At 65.2% G+C, this 24,505-nt stretch carries 19 protein-coding genes; 13 read left to right on the top strand and 6 right to left on the bottom strand.

Annotation, left to right across the window (positions count from 1 at the left end):
• The first annotated feature begins 28 nt into the window (after positions 1 to 28).
• The 4 genes from OXH60_02575 (at position 29) to OXH60_02560 (ending at position 7,139) form a co-directional block, all read left to right on the top strand.
• Positions 29 to 436, top strand: coding sequence for a bacteriohemerythrin (locus OXH60_02575; GenBank protein MDE0710998.1), 408 nt, complete (start codon positions 29 to 31; stop codon positions 434 to 436).
• Between the two features lie 638 nt (positions 437 to 1,074).
• Entirely contained in the window at positions 1,075 to 2,244 is a 1,170-nt protein-coding gene (locus OXH60_02570) for a hypothetical protein (GenBank protein ID MDE0710997.1), read from the top strand.
• A complete protein-coding gene (locus tag OXH60_02565) occupies positions 2,241 to 5,162 on the top strand; it encodes a tetratricopeptide repeat protein (GenBank protein MDE0710996.1) in 2,922 nt (973 codons plus the stop codon). Before OXH60_02570 ends, OXH60_02565 begins: the two co-directional genes overlap by 4 nt.
• Before the next feature lie 252 nt (positions 5,163 to 5,414).
• Entirely contained in the window at positions 5,415 to 7,139 is a 1,725-nt protein-coding gene (locus tag OXH60_02560) for a TRAP transporter fused permease subunit (GenBank protein MDE0710995.1), read from the top strand.
• A 107-nt stretch (positions 7,140 to 7,246) separates the two neighbouring features.
• Here the strand turns inward: OXH60_02560 and OXH60_02555 are convergent, their stop codons facing one another.
• Complete coding sequence (locus OXH60_02555) at positions 7,247 to 7,660, bottom strand: rhodanese-like domain-containing protein (GenBank protein ID MDE0710994.1); 414 nt, start codon at positions 7,658 to 7,660, stop codon at positions 7,247 to 7,249.
• A 700-nt stretch (positions 7,661 to 8,360) separates the two neighbouring features.
• Between OXH60_02555 and OXH60_02550 the strand changes: the two genes are divergently transcribed.
• From OXH60_02550 to OXH60_02530, 5 genes are all read left to right on the top strand, one after another.
• Positions 8,361 to 9,791 (top strand): aminotransferase class V-fold PLP-dependent enzyme, encoded by a 1,431-nt coding sequence (locus tag OXH60_02550; protein MDE0710993.1) that lies wholly within the window; start codon positions 8,361 to 8,363, stop codon positions 9,789 to 9,791.
• 557 nt (positions 9,792 to 10,348) lie between these two features.
• Positions 10,349 to 11,683, top strand: a complete 1,335-nt coding sequence (locus OXH60_02545; GenBank protein ID MDE0710992.1) for a DUF1446 domain-containing protein — start codon at positions 10,349 to 10,351, stop codon at positions 11,681 to 11,683.
• Positions 11,680 to 12,000, top strand: a complete 321-nt coding sequence (locus OXH60_02540) for a hypothetical protein (GenBank protein ID MDE0710991.1) — start codon at positions 11,680 to 11,682, stop codon at positions 11,998 to 12,000. The genes OXH60_02545 and OXH60_02540 overlap by 4 nt, the downstream gene beginning before the upstream one ends.
• A complete protein-coding gene (locus tag OXH60_02535) occupies positions 11,997 to 12,941 on the top strand; it encodes an SMP-30/gluconolactonase/LRE family protein (protein ID MDE0710990.1) in 945 nt (314 codons plus the stop codon). The genes OXH60_02540 and OXH60_02535 overlap by 4 nt, the downstream gene beginning before the upstream one ends.
• A gap of 93 nt (positions 12,942 to 13,034) precedes the next feature.
• Positions 13,035 to 13,823 carry a TlyA family RNA methyltransferase gene (locus OXH60_02530; GenBank protein ID MDE0710989.1) on the top strand — a complete coding sequence of 263 codons (789 nt, stop codon included), beginning with the start codon at positions 13,035 to 13,037 and terminating at the stop codon, positions 13,821 to 13,823.
• Between the two features lie 60 nt (positions 13,824 to 13,883).
• Here OXH60_02530 and OXH60_02525 read toward each other — a convergent pair whose 3' ends face one another.
• Genes OXH60_02525 through OXH60_02515 form a run of 3 tightly spaced genes read right to left on the bottom strand, consistent with a single transcriptional unit; the run spans position 13,884 to position 16,466 of the window.
• Positions 13,884 to 14,522 (bottom strand): peroxidase-related enzyme, encoded by a 639-nt coding sequence (locus OXH60_02525; protein MDE0710988.1) that lies wholly within the window; start codon positions 14,520 to 14,522, stop codon positions 13,884 to 13,886.
• Between the two features lie 43 nt (positions 14,523 to 14,565).
• Positions 14,566 to 15,654, bottom strand: coding sequence for a chorismate synthase (aroC, locus tag OXH60_02520; GenBank protein MDE0710987.1), 1,089 nt, complete (start codon positions 15,652 to 15,654; stop codon positions 14,566 to 14,568).
• 20 nt (positions 15,655 to 15,674) lie between these two features.
• Positions 15,675 to 16,466, bottom strand: a complete 792-nt coding sequence (locus OXH60_02515) for an SDR family oxidoreductase (GenBank protein MDE0710986.1) — start codon at positions 16,464 to 16,466, stop codon at positions 15,675 to 15,677.
• A 123-nt stretch (positions 16,467 to 16,589) separates the two neighbouring features.
• Here OXH60_02515 and mtnA point away from each other — a divergent pair, with 123 nt between their 5' ends.
• From mtnA to OXH60_02500, 3 genes are read left to right on the top strand one after another with little or no spacing between them, the layout of a single operon-like run.
• The gene (gene mtnA / locus OXH60_02510; GenBank protein ID MDE0710985.1) at positions 16,590 to 17,696 is read left to right on the top strand and encodes an S-methyl-5-thioribose-1-phosphate isomerase; all 1,107 of its coding nucleotides are present in this window, start codon (positions 16,590 to 16,592) and stop codon (positions 17,694 to 17,696) included.
• Positions 17,693 to 19,744 (top strand): bifunctional aldolase/short-chain dehydrogenase, encoded by a 2,052-nt coding sequence (locus OXH60_02505; GenBank protein ID MDE0710984.1) that lies wholly within the window; start codon positions 17,693 to 17,695, stop codon positions 19,742 to 19,744. The genes mtnA and OXH60_02505 overlap by 4 nt, the downstream gene beginning before the upstream one ends.
• Positions 19,745 to 19,746: 2 nt before the next feature.
• Positions 19,747 to 20,757, top strand: a complete 1,011-nt coding sequence (locus tag OXH60_02500) for an NAD(P)-dependent alcohol dehydrogenase (protein MDE0710983.1) — start codon at positions 19,747 to 19,749, stop codon at positions 20,755 to 20,757.
• Between the two features lie 262 nt (positions 20,758 to 21,019).
• On the opposite strand, the gene OXH60_02495 is transcribed toward OXH60_02500, so the two are convergent.
• Together OXH60_02495 and OXH60_02490 are read right to left on the bottom strand one after the other, a co-directional pair.
• A complete protein-coding gene (locus OXH60_02495; protein MDE0710982.1) occupies positions 21,020 to 21,886 on the bottom strand; it encodes a CmcJ/NvfI family oxidoreductase in 867 nt (288 codons plus the stop codon).
• A 184-nt stretch (positions 21,887 to 22,070) separates the two neighbouring features.
• The gene (locus tag OXH60_02490) at positions 22,071 to 22,622 is read right to left on the bottom strand and encodes a MucR family transcriptional regulator (GenBank protein ID MDE0710981.1); all 552 of its coding nucleotides are present in this window, start codon (positions 22,620 to 22,622) and stop codon (positions 22,071 to 22,073) included.
• A gap of 479 nt (positions 22,623 to 23,101) precedes the next feature.
• Between OXH60_02490 and OXH60_02485 the strand changes: the two genes are divergently transcribed.
• Positions 23,102 to 24,394, top strand: coding sequence for a Zn-dependent hydrolase (locus OXH60_02485; protein MDE0710980.1), 1,293 nt, complete (start codon positions 23,102 to 23,104; stop codon positions 24,392 to 24,394).
• Positions 24,395 to 24,505 lie beyond the last annotated feature (111 nt).

Genomic DNA, 24,505 nt, shown 5'->3' with positions numbered 1-24,505 from the left:
TGCACGGGACAGTCTCCGGGAGGACGCCATGGCGCTGATCGCCTGGCGCAAGGCCTTCGAAATCGGGATCGAGGCGGTCGATCACGAGCACCGCGAGCTGATCGAACTCATCAACCAGCTCCATGAGCGGCTCGGCGAAGGTGCCACGCGCGAGACGGTGGCCGAATTTCTCGGTGAGATCCACGCGCGCATTTCCGCGCATTTCGCCCTCGAGGAGCGGGTGATGCGCGAACTGGAATATGACGAGTACGCGGACCACAAGGATGACCACGAAACGCTGCTGGACGACATCAGGGACATCATGGACGCCTTCGAGGAAGGCAGCTATGCCGATTTCGAGGCGGATCTGGGCGCGCAGCTGGAAACATGGTTCGGCGGGCACTTCCGCACGAAGGATGCCCGCCTGCACACCTTCCTCCATGACCGAGGCATGTGATCGGGATCACGAGCGGCCGTGAGCGCCGGAGGCGGGAACAACGCGTCCAGCAGCACGGCAGTGCTGAAACACCGCCCGTCGAGGATGCTCGAGCACCAAGGGGAACATGCTGTTGGCCGCAGCCCCCACACGTCGCTCTTGACCGTCAGGTCCTCCATCAATTGGCCCCATATGTCCCGCAATGTCCTCGTCGGAGGAATTCCGGGCGGCAATCTGGTGGAGTTTCGATCGGCCATCAGCAAGCTGTCACACCGTCAGATCAAGATACCCACCCGCTGAGGCCAGCATCCGAAGATAGAGGCGACACGACCGCACGCCGATAAGGGCGCTGCTGGCTGGCGGTGCGGTGGGAGGGTCATGTATGTGGCACGGAGGTCTATAGCTCACGTCCATAGCGAGCGGGAATATCCCGTGCGTTACTTGGTGCCGCCCGCAACTTTCTGAGCGGCGGTTCGATCCGCGCGCGCTTTGGTGCTTAGCTTCAGTCGAACAAACTCCCCGGACAGGTTCAATGTGCTTCCGGCGCTCCGCTCGGGCTTGAACGCATTCGACTACGTTCGCACGCGCTGCTGATGACATACGTCGTATTTGACTTACGTCTAAACTGACGTATGATTCTGGTCGCGGAGAAAAGCAGCGTGCAGATCAATCCCGGCGGACGCCTCCAAACCGACGACGTAGTCGGTAGAGACAAGGAGATTGCCAGGTACTGGAGCGTTCTTGATCGCCAGGGACTAGTGATCTCGGCCGAACGGCGAATCGGCAAAACGCACATCGTCCTGAAAATGCGGGACGAATGCCGCGACGGCTACCTCGCCCTCTATCAGGACCTCGAGGCCGTCCACTCGATCGCCGACCTGATCCGTTCGATCTACAGCACCGTCGAGCAGTCAGCCGGCACGACACCCCATCTCAAGGCGCTCGTCGCCAAGTGGTCAGGCCTCCTGCCGAAGAAGATTGCCGGCGTCGAAATGCCGTCCGGCGACGACGCATGGCAGGCGCTTCTTCCCGATGCCTTCGACGACCTCATTCGAGCCGCCGAAGGCAAGCGCGTCCTGATGCTGTGGGACGAACTCCCGCTCATGCTGCACAACCTCCAACGTCGGAAGGGGCACGACTCGGCCATCCATCTCCTGGACCACCTCCGCGCCCTGCGCCTCGCCCGCGCCGACCGCCTGCGATTCCTGTTCACCGGCTCAATCGGACTCCACCTGGTACTTCGATCACTGCGCCAGGTAGGAAACGCCAACGAGCCCGTCAACGACATGCTGTCGCTCACGGTGCCACCGATGGCATGGTCCGACACTTGCGACCTCGCCGCGGCACTGCTCGCGGAAACTCCTGCCGCCCCGGCCCAGATTCCCGTCCTAGCTGGGCGCATCGCCGAGCAGGTTGGTGGCTTTCCCTACTACATCCACCATGTGGCGGACCAGCTCGACCAGCTGCGCCGCCCACCGGAACTCGACGACGTCGCGTCCGCCGTGGACCGTCTCGTCTACGACGCGCACGACCCGGCCAACTTCAACTACTACGTGGACCGCCTGTCCTCGTACTATGCCGACGCCGACCGATCGCTCGCCCTGACGGTGCTGGACGTGATTGCGGGCCAGCCGTCGCCGGTCCCTCCGCCGACCATCCTCAACCTGTGCCGGCACAAGGACCCGTCGCTGTCCGATGAGCGGCTTCGCCAGATCCTGACGGTCCTGGCCGAGGACCACTACATCGAACCGAAGAAGGGAACTCAGGGAATCGCATTCGACTTCCGCTGGCAACTCGTCAAGAAGTGGTGGCAGGAGACCCGGTCATGAGAGAGGGATTCCTGCGCGGCTCGCGCTACAGCCCGGGGAACATGGACCGTGAATCGCTCGAAGCCCTGTTTGTCGGGCGTCAGGATGTCATGGAGGACGTCCTGTCCCGCATTACCCGGTCAGTTCAGTCCCCGGAGAAGCACTACATCCTCCTGGTCGGCCCGAGAGGGGCGGGGAAAACCCACCTGCTTGCCCTTGCTTACCATCGCTTGCTGGAGCGACTCCGAGCAGACGACGCCGGTGACCACGTCGTCATCGCCGTCCTCAATGAGGAGGAGTGGGGCGTCGCCTCGTACCTCGACCTCGTCGTCCGCATCCTCCGGGCCATGGCGGACCAGGCTCCCGACCTCGAAGCCGACATCGCGAAGATCTACGACCGGTTCTCGAAGGACCCGGCCGAGGCGGAAGCGCTGGCGCTCGGTCTGCTCCGGCAGTGCACCCGAGGCAAGACGCTCCTGCTTCTCTGCGAGAACCTCGTGGACCTGTTCGACGGTCTGGACGACGAGGGACAGAAACGGTGGCGCGCCACCATCCAGGAGGATGGCAACTGGGCCATCGTGGCCTCCACCCCGTCACTGTTCGCCACCCTCTCGCTGCAGGACCATCCGTTCTACGGGTTCTTCACCGTCCGCGCCCTGGAAAAGATCGATTTTGAGACCGGCCTTGAGGTGCTCGCCAGGAAGGCCCTGCACGACGGCAAGGCGGAGCTTGCCGCCTTTCTCCGCACACCTGTCGGCCGGGCCCGGGCGCGTGCCGTCCACCACCTAGCCGCCGGAAACTACCGGGCTTACGTCGTCCTGTCCGACTTCCTCGACCAGGAGTCGCTCGAGGACCTCGTCGGGCCGTTCATGCAGATGGTCGACGACCTGACGCCCTACTACCAGGACAGGATGCGCCAGCTCCCCCCGGCGCAACGCAAGATCGTCGAGTACCTGTGCCTCGAGGGCGTGCCGACGGCCATCAAGGACATCGCGACGCCCTGCCTGATGTCGCACCAGACCGCCGCCAAGCAGATTGGCGGACTCGAGGCTGCCGGCTTCGTCAGCCGCATGCGTTCGGGACGCAACACGTTCTGTGAACTCTCCGAGCCATTGATGCGCATTTGCATCGAGGTCAAGGACAACAAGACCCAGCACTTTCGTCTGTTCGTCGAGTTCCTTCGCCATTGGTTCTCCACCCGGGAACTGGTACGGCGCCAGGACGCGTTCCGACGCCACGGACCCGGCATTGATCTGGATCGCCTGCATGTAGAGGAGGCCGTCCGATGCTCCCTTGCGGATTGCTACGACCCCTTCGTGAACGCACTGGACGATGAAGCGCGCCGATGTCTGGAGGCCGGCGACTCCCAGGGCCTGGCGGCGATCCAGGAATCCCTGGTGAGGGATCGCGGGGCCGCCACGGACTATGTCTTGTGGGTGAGCGCCCTCCTGGAGCAGCAAGGGACCCAGTCCGCGATCGCCGCCGGCCGGCAAGCAATCGCTGCCCATCCGGACGACGCTCTCGTCCATTTCGCACTGGCTTGCACGTATCGGCTGGAGGAGCAGTTCGCCGAGGCGCTCCTCGCCGTCGATCAGGCCCTCACGCTCAAGGATGACCCCGCCTTTACCTGTCTTCGCGCCGATGTCCTGCGGGGGCTCGACCGATTCGAGGAATCGATCGAGGAGGCTCAAGCCGTGCTCGACCGGGACCCCGACCATTGGCGCGGCCTCGACCAAATGATCCAAACCCTGGCCAGGCTCGGCCGGCTTGAGGAAGCGGAAACCCACGCAAACGAACTGGTGCAACTCGCGCCCGGCGAACCGATCGCGCTTCTTAAGGCATCAAATTTCTTCCGCGCCCGCAACCGTCTGGACCAAGCCCTCGAGCTCGTCAACAAGGCTTTGGATATCGACGACGGCATTCTCGAGGCGCGCCATCTGCGAGGTTTGATTCTCTTCGACATGGAGGATTACGACCGGGCGGTTGCAGACCTTCGTCAGGCTGTATCCCAGGTGCCGAACGCCGTGTTCGCCCATCGCCGACTGGCCGATTCCCTGCTCCTTTCGGGCCGGTGGGAAGAAGCCATCGAAGTGGCGGATCGCCTCATCGAGATCGACCCGGATCATCGCCATCCCTACGTCGTCCGCGGCGAAGCCTTGCTCAGGCTCGGCCGTCCTGCCGCCGAAGCATTTGACCAGCTCCTGCGCTTCGACGACCACAAGGTGCTCCTCGCCGCCGCTTCGCAAGTGCGCGCTACCGGAGATCTCACTTCGGCGAAGCGGTACCTCGCGCGGGTCGCGGAACTGGTACCCGACGACCTGGACCTTTGGGTCGAACGTACCCGACTCCAGATCGACGAGGGCAACCTGGAAGCGGCTGCAGAAAGTGCTTCCGGGATCGAAGCCCTGCCGGGAAGGGCGCTCCTGGGCCGCCTGCTGCGTGCCCAGGCGGTTGCCGCCAGAGAGCCGCTGGACGTGGCGCTGGGCGAGCTCGGAACGACATTAGTTCCTGAAGAATTCGAAACCGACGAAAGGCTGCATCTTGATGCCACCGTGGCGATCCTGTCGGAGTCGGTACGCAATTTCGGTCCACAGCATCTCCCTCAAGGCTTGGCGAAACTTCAGTACCTGTCGCCGCGCTGGACGGACCGCAGCCTAGTCGGCCCCGTCCTGACCGGCTTCCTCAAGGAGTACGTTGCGCACGGCTTTGGCGGATCGCTCGACGACTGGGAGAGCGCCTTGCAGGAAGCCGCCGATGTACTCGTCGACGTCCCCGACTGCCGCATCCCCGTCGCAATGCTCCAGGCGGCGACGCGGTACACCAAGACGGGAGACGAGAAACACTTGCTGAGCGTGCCGCTTGAACAACGGCAACTGCTGGAAGAGCGGCTGCAGCCACGTTCGGAGAACCCACCGCGGGAGCCTGGCAACCTAGCGTAACCCTCAAGAGGGACTTTTCTCATGGTGCCATTCACGGAAGCGTGGACAACGGCCGATCCGCGGACCCGTCAACAGGTATCCGAAGCAGCCTGACTTTCGGGCACTTTCGGATATGAGTCCGAAAGCAAACTATTGCACCTGGTACATGTGCCTCCGAATCCCATGCCATACGTTGATCCGCCAAAGCCCTCCAAAACATGTGATTAAAGTCCTTTCATGTTGTGAGGACTGGTCGGCCATAATGCCCGGAAGATGTTCGATGACCTGAATCGCGGCGAGCGATGGATCTTCGACGGCCTGTCGCTTGGCCTCGTCGGATTCTACTCGTACGCGGCCGTACTCGACCCGGCCGCGACGCAGTTTCACCGCGGCATCTACGTCCTCATCACCTACGTTCTCGTGTTCCTCCTGTACCGGTCCCGGAGCCGGCTCGGCAGGGTCTGCGACTACCTGCTGATCGCCGCGTCCATCATCTGCATCGGGTACTGGATGTGGAACTTCGAAGCCATCAACTACCGGGTCGGCGCCGAGACAGAACTCGATCAGTGGATCGCCATGGCGGGTGTCCTGCTGGGGATCGAGCTGGCGCGCCGGGTCGTCGGCAACGTCTTCGTCGTGCTCAGCGTCATCATGCTGATCTACGGCGTCTACGGGGAGTACGCGCCCGAGCTCATCTCGCACGCGGGAGACACCTTTCCCGAGCTCTGCACTAGCATCTTTTACAAGAGCGACGGTGTGTTCGGGATCATGGCCAACGTGCTGGCGACCTACGTGATCCTGTTCGTCATCTTCGGGGCCTACCTCGAAGCGAGTGGGGCCCAGCGCTTCTTCGTGGACTTCCCGCTGGCGGCCGTCGGACACAGGATCGGCGGACCCGCCAAGGTTTCCGTGATCGCCAGCGGCCTCTTCGGATCCATTTCCGGCAGCGCCATCGCCAACACGGTGTCGACCGGGAACTTCACGATCCCGATGATGAAGAAAGCCGGGTTCAAGCCCCATGTTGCCGGCGGCATCGAGCCCGCGGCATCCATCGGCGGCATGTTCCTGCCGCCCATCATGGGCGCCGGCGGGTTCATCATGGCCGAACTCACCGGCGAGCCCTACTCGACCATCATGCTTATCGCCGTGGGCCCGGCCCTCCTGTACTTCTTCAGTGTTTTCGTGATGGTGCATTACGAGGCCAAGCGCCACGGAATCAGGGGGGAGAAGTCGGAGACGTCGGCCGGACTGATTTTCCGTCGGGGCTGGTACTACTGTCTGCCGCTCGTCGTCATCACCGTCCTGATGTTGATGGGCTTCTCGCCGGGCTATTCCGCCATCCTCGGCCTCTTCACCTGCGTCGCCGTGAGCTGGGTTCGGAGGGACACGCGGATCGGCCCCAGACGCTTCCTTGAGGCCGCCCGAACCGGCGCGCAGAACAGCCTCAAGATCGGCGCCACGGTCGGTGTGATCGGCATCATCATCGGCGTGCTCACGTACAGCGGGCTGGTGCTCACCTTCGCGGATATCGTGATCGCCTTGGCGGACGGCCGGCTCTGGCTGACCATCCTGCTCATTGCCCTCGCGTCACTGATCCTCGGTATGGGCGTGCCCGTGACCGCCGCCTATCTCATCACCGCGGTGGTGGCCGTGCCCCCGCTCACCGAGCTCGGCGTGAACCCCATCGCCGCGCACATGATCGTCTACTGGCTGTCACAGGATTCGAACGTCACGCCCCCGGTCTGCATCGCGGCCTTCACCGGTGCCGCGATCGCCAAGGCGAACATGTGGAAGACGGCCTTCTCCGCCTTCAGGTTTGCCAAGTTCCTCTATCTGGCCCCCTTCGTCTTCGGCTACGTACCCGCCTTTTCGCTCGACGGAAGCACAAGCGACATCGTCGTGGCCTTTGCCCTGATTCTCGTGGGCACCTGGGCATACTCCTGGTTCCTGAGCGGAATTTGGCTCGACGGGCTCAGGGGCAGCCGTTCGAAGGTCTGATGCCCGAATTGGCGGCTAGCGCGATCACGGCTCCCCGGTCCGGGAGCGGCACGCGCTGTCCTGGGATGCGTGGCCCGGGCGCCTCTTCTCCTCGGACCCGCTCCGCGTCAGCGGCCCTTGCGCTCCCTCGGCGGATCGACCGGTGCTTCTGCCTCGATCCACGCCTCCATCCCGCCCTGCATGTGCGCCACCGGCCGGAGGCCCATATCCTGGGCCGTCTTCGCCGCCAGCGCCGAGCGCCATCCACCCGCGCAGTAGAACACGAACGTCTTGTCCTCGGCGAAGACCGGTTTGTGGTACGGGCTCTCGGGATCGATCCAGAATTCCAGCATCCCGCGCGGCACGTGTTGGGCGCCGGCGATGGTCCCCGTCCTCGCCACTTCGCGGATATCCCGCAGGTCGACGAACACGACATCTTCGTTCCCGTGCAGCGCGATGGCCTCGCCGACATCGAGCGTGCGAACCGCCGCATCGGCCTCCGCGACCAGCTCCCGGAATGAACGTGTGATTTTCTGCGGCACGTCGCTGTCTCCCCGGCGTTCGTGGATTCAGCGGAGCAGCCTACCGCATTTGCCGGTTGCTGGATTTGCCGGAGATGGCCAACAGCAGGCCGTGACCGCCACCGCACGAGACAGGACGAAGTTCCAAGTACCTGCCGTTGCGCGAGCATCTCCCATGGGGTTCACGGTGGCAGCGAGATTGATGTGCGAAAGTGCCATAGCTTCGATTGATCCCGGATGCACGCGTTTGGGTCCTCGACGACACGCATCGGCCGGAATGCGGTGGCCATGAAATCATCGACGGCCGGCATCATGTAACCGAGATATTGTACAATGTTTTCCATACGTTGTACGATAGCGATGTGTGGTCATCGTAGCGTATCAATCGAAGCGGACGACCGGATTCGAACCGAGCTCTTCCGATTGATCACCTTGGCGTGCTGCCATTGACACCATGTCTGCTTCTGCGCTCCGTCGCGCGGCAGCGCGCAGGACTATCATCCGATGACAGGATCCCGGGTTCGCAAGTCGTGGGGATAAATAATCGGTTCAATGGGTTATCGGGAATTTGGCACTATCGTAAATAATTCCCGTGGCAATGTGGCATGCTGCATGGCCGCGGTGAGGCCGGGTTGCAGATGCGGCGGGCCCACGTTACAGGGACGTTGCGACGCGTGATAGAGGATTGACGATGGACGGGACAGGGCCTGGCGATTTGACGATGACACCGCAGGAAATGCGGCAACTGGCAGCCAAGGCGACGGAGGCCCTCGTCGAACGCATCTCAGGCCTTGCGAACGAGAAGGCCTGGGACGGGGAATTTCGCAATGTCCTGGAGGAGCAGCTCGGCGGCCTGCCGCCGGAGACCGGCCTGCCCGCCGAGGATGTTCTTGCACTGGCGGTGCAGCAGGTGCTCCCGTATGCGGCACGTCTCGACCATCCGCGCTTCTTCGGTTTCGTCCCATCGTCACCAACCTGGCCAGGTGTGGTTGCAGACTTTCTGGCCGCCGGGTTCAACATCAACTCATGCACCTGGCTGGTATCGAGCGGGACCGGCCAGCTCGAGCTGGTGGTCACGGATTGGATGCGCCGCTGGATCGGCTATCCGGAGTCCGCCGGGGGATTGCTGACGAGCGGCAGCTCGGCTGCGAGCGTCGAGGCCATGGTTGCGGCGCGTGAAGCGGCAGGGCATCCGGACAGGCCCGCCGTGTACATGAGTGATCAGAGCCACGGCGCCTTGAAGCGGGCCACGTTGATTGCCGGTGCGCGGCGGGACCACATACGTGTGGTGCCTTCCGATGAGAACTACCGAATGGACCTGAAGGAGTTAGTACGTCGGGTGGCTCGGGATCGCGACGACGGGCTGCAGCCGCTTGCCGTATGCGCGAATGCGGGAACTTCCGGCACGGGCTCCATCGATCCCTTGCCGGCCATTGCGGATTTCTGCGAACGGGAAGGGATCTGGCTTCACGTCGATGCCGCGTACGGCGGCTTTGCCCTGGTCACCGAGCAGGGCCGGGAACTACTCGACGGCATCGACCGGGCGGATTCCGTGAGCCTGGACGCGCACAAGTGGTTCTTTCAACCGTACGAGGCGGGTGCGCTCATGCTGAAGGACAAGCAGCACCTCGAGGACGCATTCGCCATCGGCAACGATGTCCTGCAGGACACGATCTGGGGCAAGAACCACCCCAATTTCGCCGATCGAGGTCAGCAGTTGAGCCGACAGGCACGTGCACTGAAGATCTGGATGTCCGTCCGGACGTTTGGCATGGCGAGGTTTCGGGCCGCGATCCAGAACGGGCTGGACCTGGCGCGCCGCGCCGCAGACTACGTCGAAGACAGCCCGATACTGGAATTGATGGCTCCGGTATCGCTCGGCATCGTGTGCTTCCGGGTGAATCCCGCCGGCCAGGGCTGCGACGAGGAAACGCTGGAGAAGATCAATCGAACCGTGCTCGCGCGTGTGTTCTGGGACGACCTGGCATTCTTCTCATCCACGTCCCTCAAGGGCGTATTTTCCCTGCGGATTTGCATTTTGAACCACACGACGACCTGGGATGACGTGTGGAGGACGCTGGAGGCCGTCTCGCAGCTTGGAGAGGAGGCGTCGGCGGACCAGCGAAGGGACAACGCGGCTCAGTCGTCATGATCGTTGCCCGGCAACCGGCTTCTGCAGACCGGAATGGCCGACGGAGATGGGTGCGCGCGGGAGAGATGCCGGACAGTCAGTACCGCGAAAACCACGTGAGAACCGGGTCTTGAGACCGAATTCACGCTCCGTCTCGACAAGACGTGCTGCGGAACGCCCGTACGGCTGGATGCGAGTACTGCGCCGCTGATTTCGTCCGCACCTGTCCCACGATCGACGGATGCGAACGACGCGAACCATTCGCTGCTCCAAGCAGTGCGGCACGACCGCACCGTGGCCAGTGCCGTCGACCACCGCAGCGGCGCCCGTACTAGAAGTTCCGGAGACAGGGCCTTCGACGCGGCTACCGACCGCCACCGACCGGCAAGCCATTTGCATCGCTTAATCCGAAGCCCGGGAAGCCACCCGGCAATTCGTTCAGATCGAACTACGCTCTAGAATGCGGGGACCGCGCCGATCTCTCGGCGTTGGGGCACGGGATGCTTGATCCGACGGTTTCCGGACGACGCCTGTAGCAGAGGGATCTCATCCATATCTCAGGACCGGCAGCCGACCCCGTGACACGTGACTTCCGAATCGGCTGCGGCGCCGGCTTCTCTGCCGACCGGCTGGATCCGGCCGTTGAACTCGCGCTGCACGGTGCCCTCGACGTCCTAGTGTTCGAATGCGTCGGCGAGCGCACACTGGCCTTCGGACACCGCGACCGGCAGGCCAACCCGTCCGGTGGCTACAACCCCCTGCTACCCCGCCGGATGCGGGCCATGCTGCCGCTGGTCTTTCCGGGCGGTCCGCGCATCGTCACCAATATGGGCGTGGCGAATCCGCTGGCCGCCGCCGAGCACACCGTCGCTGTCGCCCGAGAGCTCGGCCTGACCGGGCTGAGGGTCGCGGCGCTGATCGGTGACGACATCGGGACGCTGCTCCCGGCCGACACGCCGCTCTGGGAAGGCATGACTCTCGCTGAGGTCGGCCGGCCCTACATCGGGGCCAACGCCTACCTCGGCGCCGAGGAAATCCTCGCCGCGCTGGACACGGACGCGCATGTCGTGATCACTGGCCGGGTCGCGGACCCCTCGCTGTTCGTCGCCCCGCTGCGCCGGCATTTCGGCTGGCAGGCCGACGCCTGGGCGTCGCTCGGCCGGGCGACCGCCGTTGGACATCTGCTCGAGTGCGGCGCACAGGTCTCCGGCGGCTACTTCGCGGATCCCGGGTACAAGGACGTGGGATGCCAGGCGAACATCGGTTTCCCGTACGCCGAGGTCGGCGCCGATGGCAGTATCTGCGTGACCAAGCTTCCCCGTACCGGCGGCCTGGTCGACGAACGCACTGTCAAGGAGCAGCTGCTCTACGAGGTCCACGATCCTGCACGCTATCTCACGCCAGACGTCACCGCCGATTTCTCCAACGCTTGCGTGACCGCGACTGGCACCGACCGGGTCACGGTGGGCGACATTTCGGGAAGCGCCCGGCCGAAACAACTCAAGGCGACTGTGGCATTTGACGGCGGCTGGCTGGCGGAGGCAGAGGTGTCCTACGCCGGCGACGGGGCGCAGGCCCGCGCCGCGTTGGCCGGAGAGATCGTCAGCGAACGCATGCGCACGGTGCATGACAGCCGATCGGACCTCCGCACGGACCTGATCGGGGCCGGGTCGCTGCACGCGACCGCCCGCCGGTACGCGGATGCCGCCCGCGACGTGCGCCTGCGCTGCGCCCTGCGTACCGAATCGCGCGACGAGGCCGACCTGCTGCTGTGGGAAGTGGAATCGCTCCTCTGCTGCGGCCCGAGCGGCGGCGGCGGCTATCGGGGCTCGGTCACCCCGTCAGTCGTTACGTACTCCGCATCCGTAGACCGGGACCTGATCACCCCCCGCGTGGAGGTCCTGAGCACGTGACCGGAACGACCCGGCTGCGGGCGGTCGCCCACGCCCGGGCGGGCGACAAGGGCAACCGGTCAAACGTGTCGATCTTCGTCTTCGACCGGCAGCACTATCCGGCCCTGCGCGAGCAGGTGACCGCCGAACGGGTGAAACGCGAATTCGGCGCCTTGGTGCAGGGCCCGGTGACGCGCTACGAGCTCCCGACCCTCGGCGGCCTGAATTTCGTCCTCGACGACGCCCTCGAAGGCGGGGTCAACGGGTCCCTGAACCTCGACGGCCACGGCAAGTCCTGGAGCAGCCTGCTCCTCGGGCTGGAAATCGAGCTGCCATGACCACAGAAGCCCTCAACCTTCGTGAAGTCACCACCGACCTGGCGTTTCCGGAAGGGCCGGTGGCGATGCCGGACGGGAGCGTGATCGTGGTCGAGATCCGCAGGGGATGCCTCACGCGCGTGTGGCCGGACGGCGGCAAGGAAGTCGTCGCAACCCCCGGGGGCGGGCCCAACGGCGCCGCTATCGGGCCCGACGGTCGCTGCTACGTGTGCAACAACGGCGGGTTCGAGTGGGCCGACACGCCGTTGGGAGCCCGACCAGTCATGCAGGCGCGCGACTACAGCGGCGGGCGGATTGAGGCCATCGACCTCGACTCCGGAGAGATCGAGGTCCTCTACACCGAATCGGACGACCATCCCCTGAAGGGGCCGAACGACATCGTGTTCGATGCCCACGGCGGCTTCTGGTTCACGGACCTCGGGAAGCTCCGTGAACGCGACATGGACCGCGGCCGCGTGCTCTACGCCCAGGCCGACGGCACCGCGATCCACGAGGTCTGCCATCCGATGGTGACCCCCAACGGCGTCGGGCTCTCGCCGGACGGGTCGAGGCTGTACGTCGCTGAGACTGAGCCCGGCCGGCTGTGGGAGTTCGACATCATCGCTCCCGGCCGGATCCAACCCGAGCCCTGGCCATCGCCGCACGGCGGTCGCTTCCTGACCGGGGTCTCCCGGTACCGCCGGTTTGACAGTCTCGCGGTGGAGCACGGCGGCAACATCTGCGTCGCGACGCTGATAGAGGGAGGGATCACGGTTGTCGCGCCCGACGGTTCGCGGGCGGACCACGTACCGATGCCCGACATGTATGCGACCAACATCTGCTTCGGCGGCCCCGATCTCCGGACGGCATTCATCACGCTGTCGGCGGGCGGACGCCTCGCCGCCTGTGACTGGCCGCGCCCCGGGCTAGCCCTCAACTTCCCGCCGCCGTCCAGCAGCTGAGGCCGGCCGGATTCCGCAGGCGGGACGACCGTTTCCAACCGTGGCGACGAGCGCCACCACACGCCGCGTCACGCCGTTCCCGCCGGCGCCAGGATGACCCGCCGGCGGATCCGCGCCGACCGGTTGCTGGTGGCGCGCGGGCAGTGCGAGAGCGGCGCAGCCGCCAGGGCGCTCATCCTCGCGGGTTGCGTCTATCAAGGCGAAACCCGCATCACGAAGGCCGGTACCCTCCTGCCGGACGACACCGAACTCCACGTGCGCCGCCCGCCGCATCCCTGGGTCTCACGCGGCGGGATCAAGCTCGCCCACGCGCTCGATCATTTTCAGCTGGATCCCACCGGGGCGGTCGCCATCGACGTGGGTGCATCGACGGGCGGGTTCACCGACGTGCTGCTCCAACGGGGAGCCCGCCGGGTCTACGCGGTGGACGTCGGCTACGGACAGCTCGCCTGGAAACTCCGCACGGACCCGCGGGTGACGGTGTTGGATCGGACCAACGCGCGTTATCTCCAGTCCCGGCACGTGCCGGAAACCGTCGACCTGGTAGTCTGCGACGCGAGTTTCATCAGCCTCGCCAAGGTGCTGCCAGCGCCACTCGCCCTGACGCATACCGGCGCCCTCCTCGTGGCGCTGATCAAGCCGCAGTTCGAAGTCGGGCGGGCGGACGTCGGCAAGGGCGGCATCGTGCGCGACGCGGCCGCGCGCGCGCGCGCGGTCGACGGCGTCGTCCAGTTCCTGGCCGACCAACCCGATTGGCGCGTGCTCGGGCAAACCGAAAGCCCAATTTACGGCGCCGACGGGAACCGCGAAAGCCTGGTCGCAGCAATCCGCTCCGCGTCGAGGCCGGCCGCGGCACGCGCGCCACGGGACCCGACCGGCTGACACCGGCGGGAGGCCGGCCCGGCCGCGGTTGCCGACCGCAACCCTTCCGGCAGTGGCGCCCTAGCGGGCCAGCGCGTGGTATTCCGGGTTCGGCAGCATGCCGGTCGCGGCGGCGATCCGATTGGACATATTGAAGAAGGCCGCGACCTCCGCCACCTCCAGGATCGTGCGATCGTCGCATCCGGCCGCGCGCAGGGCCGCCCGGTCGGCCTCGTCCATGCCCGCGGGATCGGCCGTTAACTTCGCCGCAAAATCGAGCAGTGCCCGATGCCGGGACGACAGATCGGCCGCCCGGTAGTTGAAGGCGATGGCCTCGGCCAGGATGGGGTCGCCGGTGATCTCCCGAAGCGCGGCTCCGTGCGCGACCAGGCAGTAGAAGCATCGGTTGATGCTCGAAACCGCGACCGCAATCATTTCGCGCTCCGCTTTCGACAAGCTGCCTTCACCGAGCATCAGCCGGTTGTAACTGTCGGCGAAGGTACGAAGCCGTTCCGAATCCAGTGCGTTCGCGCTGATCACGTTGGGGATCAGGCCGAGCCGCTCCCGGCAGACCTCGATGTACCGCTTCAGGTCATCGTCGAGTGAGTCGAAGTCCGGCGCGAGCACCAGCTCCCAGACCTTGCCCGGTTCGCGCATCCCCTGGCTGTCAAGGGTTTCCGGCGGCGCGGTCGTGGCGTGCACGTCTCGACCATCACTCATGGCGATTCCTCTCTGTCCGGCTGTCGATCAAGGCTGACCCGCGTCAGTCGGTTGGCATGCCGGCAACCATCCCCCGATGACGAATCAGGTGGTCGGCAAGTACCAGCGCCAGCATGGCTTCGCCGATCGGCACCGCGCGGATCCCCACGCAAGGGTCGTGCCGCCCCGTCGTCACGATCTCCGTGTCGTTCCCGTCCCGGTCCACCGTGCGGCGCGGTTGCGGGATGGAGCTCGTCGGTTTCACCGCGAATCGGACGACGATCGGCTGACCGGATGAAATTCCGCCGAGAATCCCTCCGGCATTGTTCGAAAGAAAGGTGACGTCGCCGGGTTCAGGGCCAGCGCGCATCTCATCGGCGTGCTCGACGCCCGTCTGGGCCGCCGCCGCAAACCCAGCTCCGATCTCCACACCCTTGACCGCATTGATGCCCATCATGGCACGTGCAAGGTCGGCGTCGAGCCGGTCGTACACCGGTTCCCCGAGGCCCACCGGAACGTTCTCGGCCTGCACCTCGACCACGGCCCCGCAGGACGATCGCTCGCCCCGGATCTGGTCAAGGTAGGTCTCCCAGGCGGCCACGGTCTCCGGATCGGGACAGAAGAACGGGTTCCGATCCACCGCTTCCCAGTCCCAGCGGTCACGATCGATCGCGAGGGGTCCAAGCTGGACCAGCGCTCCCCGAACCCGGACCGGCGCAATGACCTTCCTCGCGACCGCGCCGGCTGCCACGCGCATCGCCGTTTCCCGGGCGGACGACCGACCGCCGCCCCGGTGATCGCGAACGCCGTACTTCTTCCAGTAGGTGTAGTCGGCATGCGCGGGCCGGAACACCGTCCGGTGCCGCTCGTAGTCGCTTGACCGCGCGTCCTGATTCTGGATCACCATGGCGAGCGGGGTGCCCGTGGTACAGCCCTCGAACACTCCCGATTCGATGCGGACAGTGTCGGGTTCGCGGCGCTGGCTCGTGTGGCGCGATGTGCCTGGACGCCGACGATCAAGGTCGCGTTGAACGTCGGATTCAGCCAGCGGGATGCCCGGTGGCACGCCGTCCAGCACGCAGCCGATGGCCGGACCGTGGCTTTCGCCCCAAGTCGACAGGCGAAACGCCGTTCCGAAAGAGTTGCCCGCCATGTGAGCCCCGCTTCCCGCGGCTAGACGGTAGCGATATCAGGGGCGTCGACCGCCTTCATGCCGACCACATGGTAACCGCTGTCAACGTGCATGACCTCGCCAGTCGTCCCCCGGCCTAGGTCAGACAGGAGAAACAGGGCCGCGCCGCCGATGTCGTCCAGATCCGTATTCCGTTTCAGCGGTGAGTTGTACTCATTCCATTTCAGAATGTAGCGGAAGTCACCGATCCCGGATGCGGCAAGCGTTTTCATCGGGCCCGCCGATATTGCATTCACGCGAACCTGCGCGCCACCGAGGTCAGCCGCCAGGTAGCGGACGCTCGCTTCCAGAGCGGCCTTGGCGACGCCCATGACGTTGTAGTGCGGCACAACCCGCTCGGCTCCGATATAGGTCAGCGTGAGAATGCTGCCCCCGGGCCCGATGTGCCGCATGGCTGCACGAGTGGCTTCCGTCAGCGAATAGCACGAGATGTCCAGCGTACGGAGAAAGTTGGCGCGGGTGGTCTCGACATACTTGCCCGTCAATTCGGACTTATCTGAAAATGCGACCGCATGCACCAGAAAATCCAGGCCTCCCAAGAGGTCTGCTGCCTGGTCCACGGTGGCATCGAGGGCACCTTCTTCGGCGACGTCGCAGGGCAGGACGATGTTCGACCCGGTGCGCTCCGCCAGCGGCCCGACCCGCTTGCGTAGAGCGTCGCCCTGGTAGGTGAATGCGAGTTGCGCCCCGTGTGCGGCCACCGCGCGGGCCACACCCCAGGCCAACGACCGTTCGTTGGCGACCCCGAGGACCAGCCCCTTGCGCCCGGCCATTAATGGCCCTACAGCCGTGGTCACAAGCCCAGTCTCAGGCATCGAAAAACCCTCGGTGGGCAAAATTTGCTCCTCCATCCTAATCTGGCACCCCCTTGCGTCAACGATCAGGACACAGCCGCAATGCCGGTAGAACCCCCTCGCCCGCGCACGATTTGGCGGTCCCTGGATTCGGAAACGGTTGAGATTATTGACCAGACCCGCCTTCCGGCCGCGCTCGAGACCCGATGTCTCGAATCGCTTGAGGATGCGGCCACTGCCATTCGCACCATGCAGGTTCGTGGCGCCCCCTTGATCGGCGTCACGGCCGCGTACGGCGTTGCGCTGGGGCTGGCTGAAGGTAATGACGACGCGACGCTGCGGGACATCATCACGATCTTGGCCGGGACCCGGCCGACCGGGCGGGATCTGTTCACGGTTCTCGACAAGATGCGCCTGAGCCTCGCCGACCTCCCCGCGGCTGACCGGAAGGCGGCAGCCTGGCGCATGGCGGATGAGCTGGCCGAGGAATGCGTGAACAAGTGCCGTGCGATCGGCCAGAACGGCGCCGAACTGATCGAACGAATCGCTGACACCAAGAAGGAGGGCCCGGTCAACGTGCTCACCCACTGCAATGCCGGCTGGCTCGCCTGCGTGGAGTGGGGTACCGCGCTTGCTCCCGTCTATGTCGCCGCCGAACGCGGCTGCAACGTCCATGTCTGGGTCGGAGAGACCCGGCCTCGAAATCAGGGCGCCGCGCTCACTTGCTGGGAGCTCAAGGGAGGAGGTGTCCCCCACACGCTGACCGTCGACAGCGCGACCGGTCACCTGATGTCCGAAGGCAGGGTGGACATTGCCATCACGGGCGCCGATCGGGTGCTGCGCGACGGCACCGTGTGCAACAAGATCGGCACATACATGAAGGCGCTGGCCGCACACGACAACGACGTGCCGTTCTATGTCGCAATCCCGGAATCAACGGTCGACCGCATCACACAGCCGGGCAGCGGTGCCATCCCGATTGAAGAACGGGACGCAGAAGAAGTGCTGCGCGCAAACGGCCGGGCCGCCGGCGGCAGCCACGCCTCGGTCGCCGTCGCCCCGCCCGCCACATCCGCGTTCAACCCGGCGTTCGACGTGACGCCGCCGAACCTCGTGCAAGGCCTGGTGACCGAGGCCGGCGTCGGTCCGGCGACGGAAGAAGGCATCGAGGCCCTGTTCGGTCCCGCTTCCGACGAACAGCCAGCATGAAGAATCGCTGGCGGTCGACCGACGCCGCGGCCCTGGTTCGCAAGCTCCGGCGGCGCGGCATTGGGGAGGCACTCGCGCTCCGCGTGTATTCAACCCGCCTGCTGGGCAGCGATCCCCAGTTGGTGCTGCACGGTGGCGGCAACACGTCCGTGAAGGTACGCCGGCCTGGCCGGCGCCACGGTGCTGCCGACGTACTGCACGTCAAGGGCAGCGGCTGGGACATGGCCGCAATCGAACCCGAAGGCCTGCCCGGAGTCGAGCTCGCGCCGCTCCAGGCCCTCCGGGCGCGCGCCGCACTGTCCGACGCGGCGATGGTTCAGAGCCACCGAGCCTGCTTGCTGGACCCCTCCTCGCCCTCCCCGTCGGTCGAGACCCTGCTCCACGCCTTCCTTCCGCACACGTACATCGACCACACCCATGCCAATGCCGTGCTGGCGGCCACGAACCAGCCCGACGGAGCCGCGCGGGCAAGGGTCATCTGGGGGGACCGCGTCGGGATCGTGCCCTACGTGATGCCGGGCTTCCAGCTCGCCAAGGCCTGCGCTGCCATCTACGAGGAGGCCCCGGAAGTCGAGGGGCTCATCCTGCTCGGGCACGGGATCTTCACGTTTGGTCCCACGGCGCGAATCGCCTACGACCGGATGATCGACCTGGTACGTGCCGCCGAGCGCGCGATCGCGCAGGCGCGACGCTCGACAAAGCCTGGCCGCTCCCGAAACCCGTCCACCCGCGCTGTGGTCGCTGCCGCACCGGTACTGCGGGGCCTGCTATGCAAAGCACTTGACCCGGACCGCGGTGACCGACCTGATCGCCGGCTGGTGCTCGTGCACCGGTCGAGCCGACGTGCCCTCTGGTATGCCGACCATCCGGGTCTCGCCACCGGGCCAGCCACGCCCGACCACGTCCTGCGGACAAAGCCGTGGCCCCTGGCCGTGCCCCCCTACAGGCCGAACGCCGGAGAGGCTGCGTTCCGATCTCTCGCATCGGAAGCCTTCCAAGAATATACAGAACGTTATCAATCGTATCTAAATTCCAACTTACGGCGATCCGACGGATCGATCAGGCCGCTGGACCCGGCTCCGCGGGTGCTGCTGGTGCCGGGTCTCGGCGTCTTTGCCGCCGCCGCCAGCCGCCGCGCCGCAGACATCACGGCGGATCTGACCGAGGCCACGGGAGAAGTGGTTCGTGACGCTGACGTGCTCGGATCCTTTCAGGAGTTGCCGGACGCCGATCTGTTTGATGTCGAGTACTGGTCGCTCGAGCAGGCGAAGCTCGGTAACCGCCGACCGCTCGCGTTCGAGGGCCACGTCGTCGTGATCACCGGCGGGGGCGGCGCCATCGGTCGGGCCACGGCCAGGGCCTTCCAAGCCGAAGGCGCTGAGGTCGTGCTCCTCGACCGGGACCGACGCGCGCTCGATGAGGCCGCGGGCGATGTTCAGGGACTGGCCATTGAAACCGATCTCACCCGCGAAGACAGCGTGGCGCACGCCTTCGACGAGGTCGTTCGGACATTCGGCGGCCTCGACATCCTGGTCTCCAACGCTGGTGTGGCCTATTCAGGAGCGATCGCCGAGGTCGACGAAGCCACCCTGCGCGAGAGCTTCGAGGTGAATTTCTTTGCCCACCAGCGCGTGGCTCAGGCCGCGGTCGCAGTGTTTCGGGCACAGGGGCTCGGCGGCTGCCTGCTCTTCAATGTGTCCAAGCAGTCCGTGTCTCCGGGACCCAAGCTTGGCGCCTACGGTGCGGCCAAGGCGGCGACCCTCGCCCTGATGCGCCAGTATGCAATTGAGTGCGGCGGCGACGGTATTCGGGCGAACGCGGTAAACCCGGATCGCGTCCGGAGCGGCATTCTCGACGATGGGATGATCGAGGCGCGGGCCGCGGAACGGCGATTGAGCGTGGAGGACTACATGGCCGGCAATCTCTTGGGCGAGGAAGTCCAGGCAACGGACGTTGCGCAGGCCTTCGTCCACCTGGCTCGGCAGAAGCGGACCACTGCCGGCGTGCTCACGGTAGATGGTGGCAATCTCGCGGCAGCGATGCGCTGACCATGCAGGTCTGGGAGCTCACATCATGGTCCCGCGACGGACTGCGGCTGGCAGACCGGCCGTCGCCTGTCCCCGGTCCGGGCGAGATCGTCGTGGGAATCGAGGCGGCGTCGCTCAACTACCGGGACCTGGTAATGGTCGCCGGCGGGTATGGGCGCGCCGGTGGCGGGCTGCCCGTCGTACCGCTGTCGGATGGAGCAGGTCGCGTGCTCGAAGTCGGTGCTGGCGTCGACCGCTCGCTGACGGGTCAGCTGGTGGTCCCGTCCTTCTTCCAGCACTGGCGCAGCGGTCGCTTTCCTCCTGACGCCCTGACAGGCGCGCTGGGTGGCCCGTTGGACGGGGTGCTGCAGGAGCGCATGCTCCTGGATGCGGCGGGCGTCGTCGGCGCTCCCGAGGGGTGGACTGCCCTGGAGGCCAGCACATTGCCGTGTGCCGCGATCACCGCATGGAGCGCCGTCTCCGTGCTTTCCCAAACCCGACCCGGAGACGTCGTTGTGGTGGAGGGAACAGGTGGCGTTGCCTGCTTTGCCGTGCAGTTTGCACATCTGTGTGGCGCTCACGTGGTAGTGGTGTCGTCGAGCGACGCCAAGCTCTCGGTTGTCCAGGGCTTGGGGGCCGACACCCTGATCAACTACCGCCGCACTCCGCAATGGGGCAAGGCGGTCCGCGACGAGGTGCGGGAGGCCGATCTGGTCGTCGATCTCGGCGGCGCGGAAACGCTCGCACAGGCGCTTCGGGCCGTACGGCCGGGGGGAACCATCGCCCTGATCGGCGTGCTCTCCGGCGGCAAGGCGGAGCTGCCGCTCGGACCAGCGATCACCCGCGAGGTCCGTCTCCAATCGGTGACCTGCGGATCACGTGACGATCTCCGCGACATGGTGCGAGCAATCGACGGGAGTACCATCCGACCTGTAATCGACCGAACCTATTCGTTCCCGGAATTCCCTGACGCGCTCGACCGACTGGAAGCGGCCCAGCACATCGGCAAGATCTGCGTGAACGGAGCGGCCTAGGAACAAGCCCCGCCCGGTTCCCGGAAATCTCCGGTCACGACCGGAGCCCGGCACCCATGGAGTACGCGCGGCGCATCCCGGCGGATCCAGGACGGATTCGGGGCTGCGCGTCGTCTCCAGATCACTTCGCAGGGCGGCCGGGCGACGACCGCCTTAGCGCCACCTTGTCAGGATGCGCCACTCCGTGGCGCCGGGGCCGGCAGCGACCGCGCCGCGTCGCCGGCGTGATCCCCGCGACGGTGGTGGCCCGCGATGCGCAGCATCAACCTTCGAACACGACGTAGGTGCGCACTTCCATGCTCTCACGTGGAGGCGCGGCGGGATCCTGACGTTCCAACTGGAAGGCACCGTGAGGGGTAAACCTGGCACAGCCGTCGTCGATGCTGTCCCACCCCTTGATGAGAAGGACCTCGTCGCGTCGCATCTTTGGAACCCAGTACCAACGTTGTCCGGTCCCGTGCGCCAGCTGATAGATCTCCCCGACCCGGTCCGGAAACCTTTGGTCTGTCGCGATCAGCTCGGACGCCTGCACGCTGCCAGCATCCGCAACAGCCAGCGGACTCCGAAGTACCGGCCCTTGGATCGGTCGCCAGACGTTGATCTGCATGATGCGCCCGCCGCCGGCAAGGATCCGCTGCACCTCGTCCTTGCCGAGGACATCGGCCGCTCGCTTCGGCCCGGACGTCACGGTGTAATCGACGTGAACGCGATCAGCCGGTGCGCGCGGGCCATCCCGATTGACAGCTCCAGCAGGCCTGTCGGACCGGCGCGTGTGGTCGAACACGGAAACCCGGTCCGCGCCTGTCACGCGTTTGAGCAGCTCCACGAGCTCGGGGTCGTACACCCCCGCGATCGCCGCGTCGTCATAGAGATCGACGACGGCGGTCGTGTGGGGAAGCAGAACGAACCCTTGCCGATCCAGGGAAAGTCGATCAGCGATACGCCGCATGTCGTGCACGTCGACATAGTGATCTTCCGTATCGAAGTAGACCTTGGGAAGACCTCCCGTCAGCGCTGAACTCTCGAAATACGGCTTGGTCTCCTGCGGCACGATGAAGGTCAGCGAACCGCGCACATCGTTTGGTGCCGGGACCTCGGAAGCGGTGGCGGGTATGTCGTGTGGTTTCATCGGGTATGGCCCTTGGGTTCCGGGGACCGCCGCTCCGGCGCGAGATCGAAGCGCGACATACCACGCTCAAACGGGCGGCGGCCTCGCCAAGCAGGGCACCTTACTACGCGAGCCCGACTACGCGAGCCCGCGCTTTCGAGGGGTTGGCGGACAGGCCCCAAGCCGGGGCCGGAACTTCAGTGCATCAACCGGATGCGCTGGACCGACGACGAAAACCTTTCCGGCCCAGGCCGAATCGCTTGGCCGCTTCGGAGCGCCGCTTCGAATAGTTCTCCGCCACCATCGGGTAGTCGGGAGGCAGTCCCCATTTCTGCCGGTAATCCGCGGGCGTCATGCCGTAGTTGGTATTCAGATAGCGCTTCAGCATCTTGAGTTGCTTCCCGTCCTCGAGGCAGACGATGTAGTCCGCCGTGACCGACTCCGCGATTGGGACCGCCGGGTCGCCTGCCGGACGTCCGGCCCGCCTCGCCGTCTTGGCAGGCCCGGGGTCCTGAGCCTCCCTGCCCTCCGTCTCAACCTTGCGCGGCCGGCCGGGCCGGCGTTTCACATCCGTGGTCGTGTCCGTGCTTGGCGCGACCTGAGTGGCCGCCGGGGCCCCGGCAATCACGGACAGCGACTTGTGTACGGCCTCAATCAATTCTGGAAGTTGGGCAGCCCCAATCGTGTTGTTACCCAAGTAGGCAGCAACAATGTCGCCAGTTATTTCTACGGTCGACTTGGATGCATTATCCGCCATGGAAAATGGTTCCTTCATTGAATACGAGCTGAATTTAGGGCGCCCAATACGTGAGCATCGGAAAGCAATATACAAGTTACTACGCCTAATTCCAAAGAATTTCTACGAAAGGAACGGTTATTCTGATCAGCCGGACAGGTTAAGCCGAAGGAATGCTACGCCCGCGCAATGGCGTTCACCACAACCAAACTACAATCCTGAAATTGCAAGTGGTCCCAACTCTAAATCCTTAACTTGGACGGCAATAGGCTGAGCTTGTCGTCTTGGCCTTCCGACTGGTCGGCTCGGGCAATCGTTTGCCAGGACGCGATCGGCCAAAGCAAAACCGAAGAAAAGCTCCCGGCTGAGACGGCCGTCTGCCGGGACGCACCCTTGCCGGAGCGCCGCCGAAATTCCAAATGCCGCAAGCCGACCACGCAATGCTGTCTTGGCCGCAACCTATACTGAAGTTCCTCCCATTGTCAGTGTGCGACCCTGTCATGAGATCCTCGCCGAACGAATCGCCGCAATCAAACGCAAGGCTGTCGGTCAACGCCGAGCGCCTCCTGTCCAGTCTCGCTGCGATGGCCGAACTCGGCGCCACGCCCAAGGGAGGTGTGAACCGCCAGACCCTGACTGACCTCGACCGGGAGGCACGCGATCTGTTCTGCACCTGGTGCGACGAAGCCGGCCTGACCGTCCGCGTGGACGAAATGGGCAATCTCTTCGCTCGCCGTGCCGGCCGCGACGATGACCGTGATCCCGTCCAGACCGGGAGTCACCTCGACACGCAACCGACCGGGGGGCGGTACGACGGGGCGCTGGGAGTGCTGGCCGGCCTGGAGGTCATGCGCGCCTTGAATGACGCGGATTACGTGACCGAAGCTCCTCTTGAACTGGTGATGTGGACCAACGAAGAAGGCTGTCGGTTCGCGCCGGCGATGATGGGATCCGGAGTCCACGCTGGTCTACACGATCGCGACTTCATGATGCAGGTCGAGGATCCTGACGGTCGCAGCTTTGGAGAAGAGCTCCGGCGAATCGGATACCACGGGCCAGTCCCATGCACGCATCGGCAGAATCCGACTGGGGCGCTGATCGAACTTCACATCGAGCAGGGCCCACTGCTCGAAGACGATGGAATCGCCATCGGGGTCGTTACCGGCGGCCAGGCTCAACGGTGGTACGAGATCGATCTCACCGGCATGGAATCGCATGCGGGCACCACGCCCATGCCAGTACGCCGCGATGCGCTCGTCGCCGCTGCGGGCATCGTGACGGCGGTCCGCGCCCTGGGAGAGAAGTTCGCGCCGCATGCACGGACGACATGTGGCGTGCTTGAGGCCCGGCCGAACTCCAGAAACGTGATTCCCGGTTCGGTGTTCCTCACCGTCGATATGCGCCATCCGGACGCGCAGGTGCTGGCGACGATGGACGACCGATTGCGCGCCGCCGCGAAAGAGGCCGCCGACCAGGAGCGGGCGGCGTGTACCATTCGACAGATACTTGACGTGCCGGCCGTCGAATTCCACACCGAGGTGGTCCAGGCGGTACGATCGGCGTCCGCAGACCTCTCCTACTCGCACCGCGACATCATCAGTGGGGCCGGGCACGACGCCATGAACGTGGCGCGGGTCGCGCCGGCGGGGATGGTCTTTATCCCCTGTGTCGACGGGATCAGTCACAACGAGATCGAGAATGCACTTCCGGATGACATCATTCGGGGGGCGAACGTCCTGCTCAGAGCCTTGGTCAGCCTCGCGGATCAGCCCGGTCTGGACGCCGCGGCATAAGGCACCCTGCCTGGAAGCGGCGCCGGATACGCCCGCGGATGCCCGGGCATCCGGGTAGTCAATGCGGAACCCCTTGCTTTCTGGAGAATCCGCACCACATTGGGCGAGGCG

The sequence above is a fragment of the Rhodospirillales bacterium genome, assembly GCA_028824295.1.
Taxonomy (GTDB): Bacteria; Pseudomonadota; Alphaproteobacteria; order TMED109; family TMED109; genus VXPW01.
This window is presented reverse-complemented; position numbering and strand designations above follow the sequence as displayed.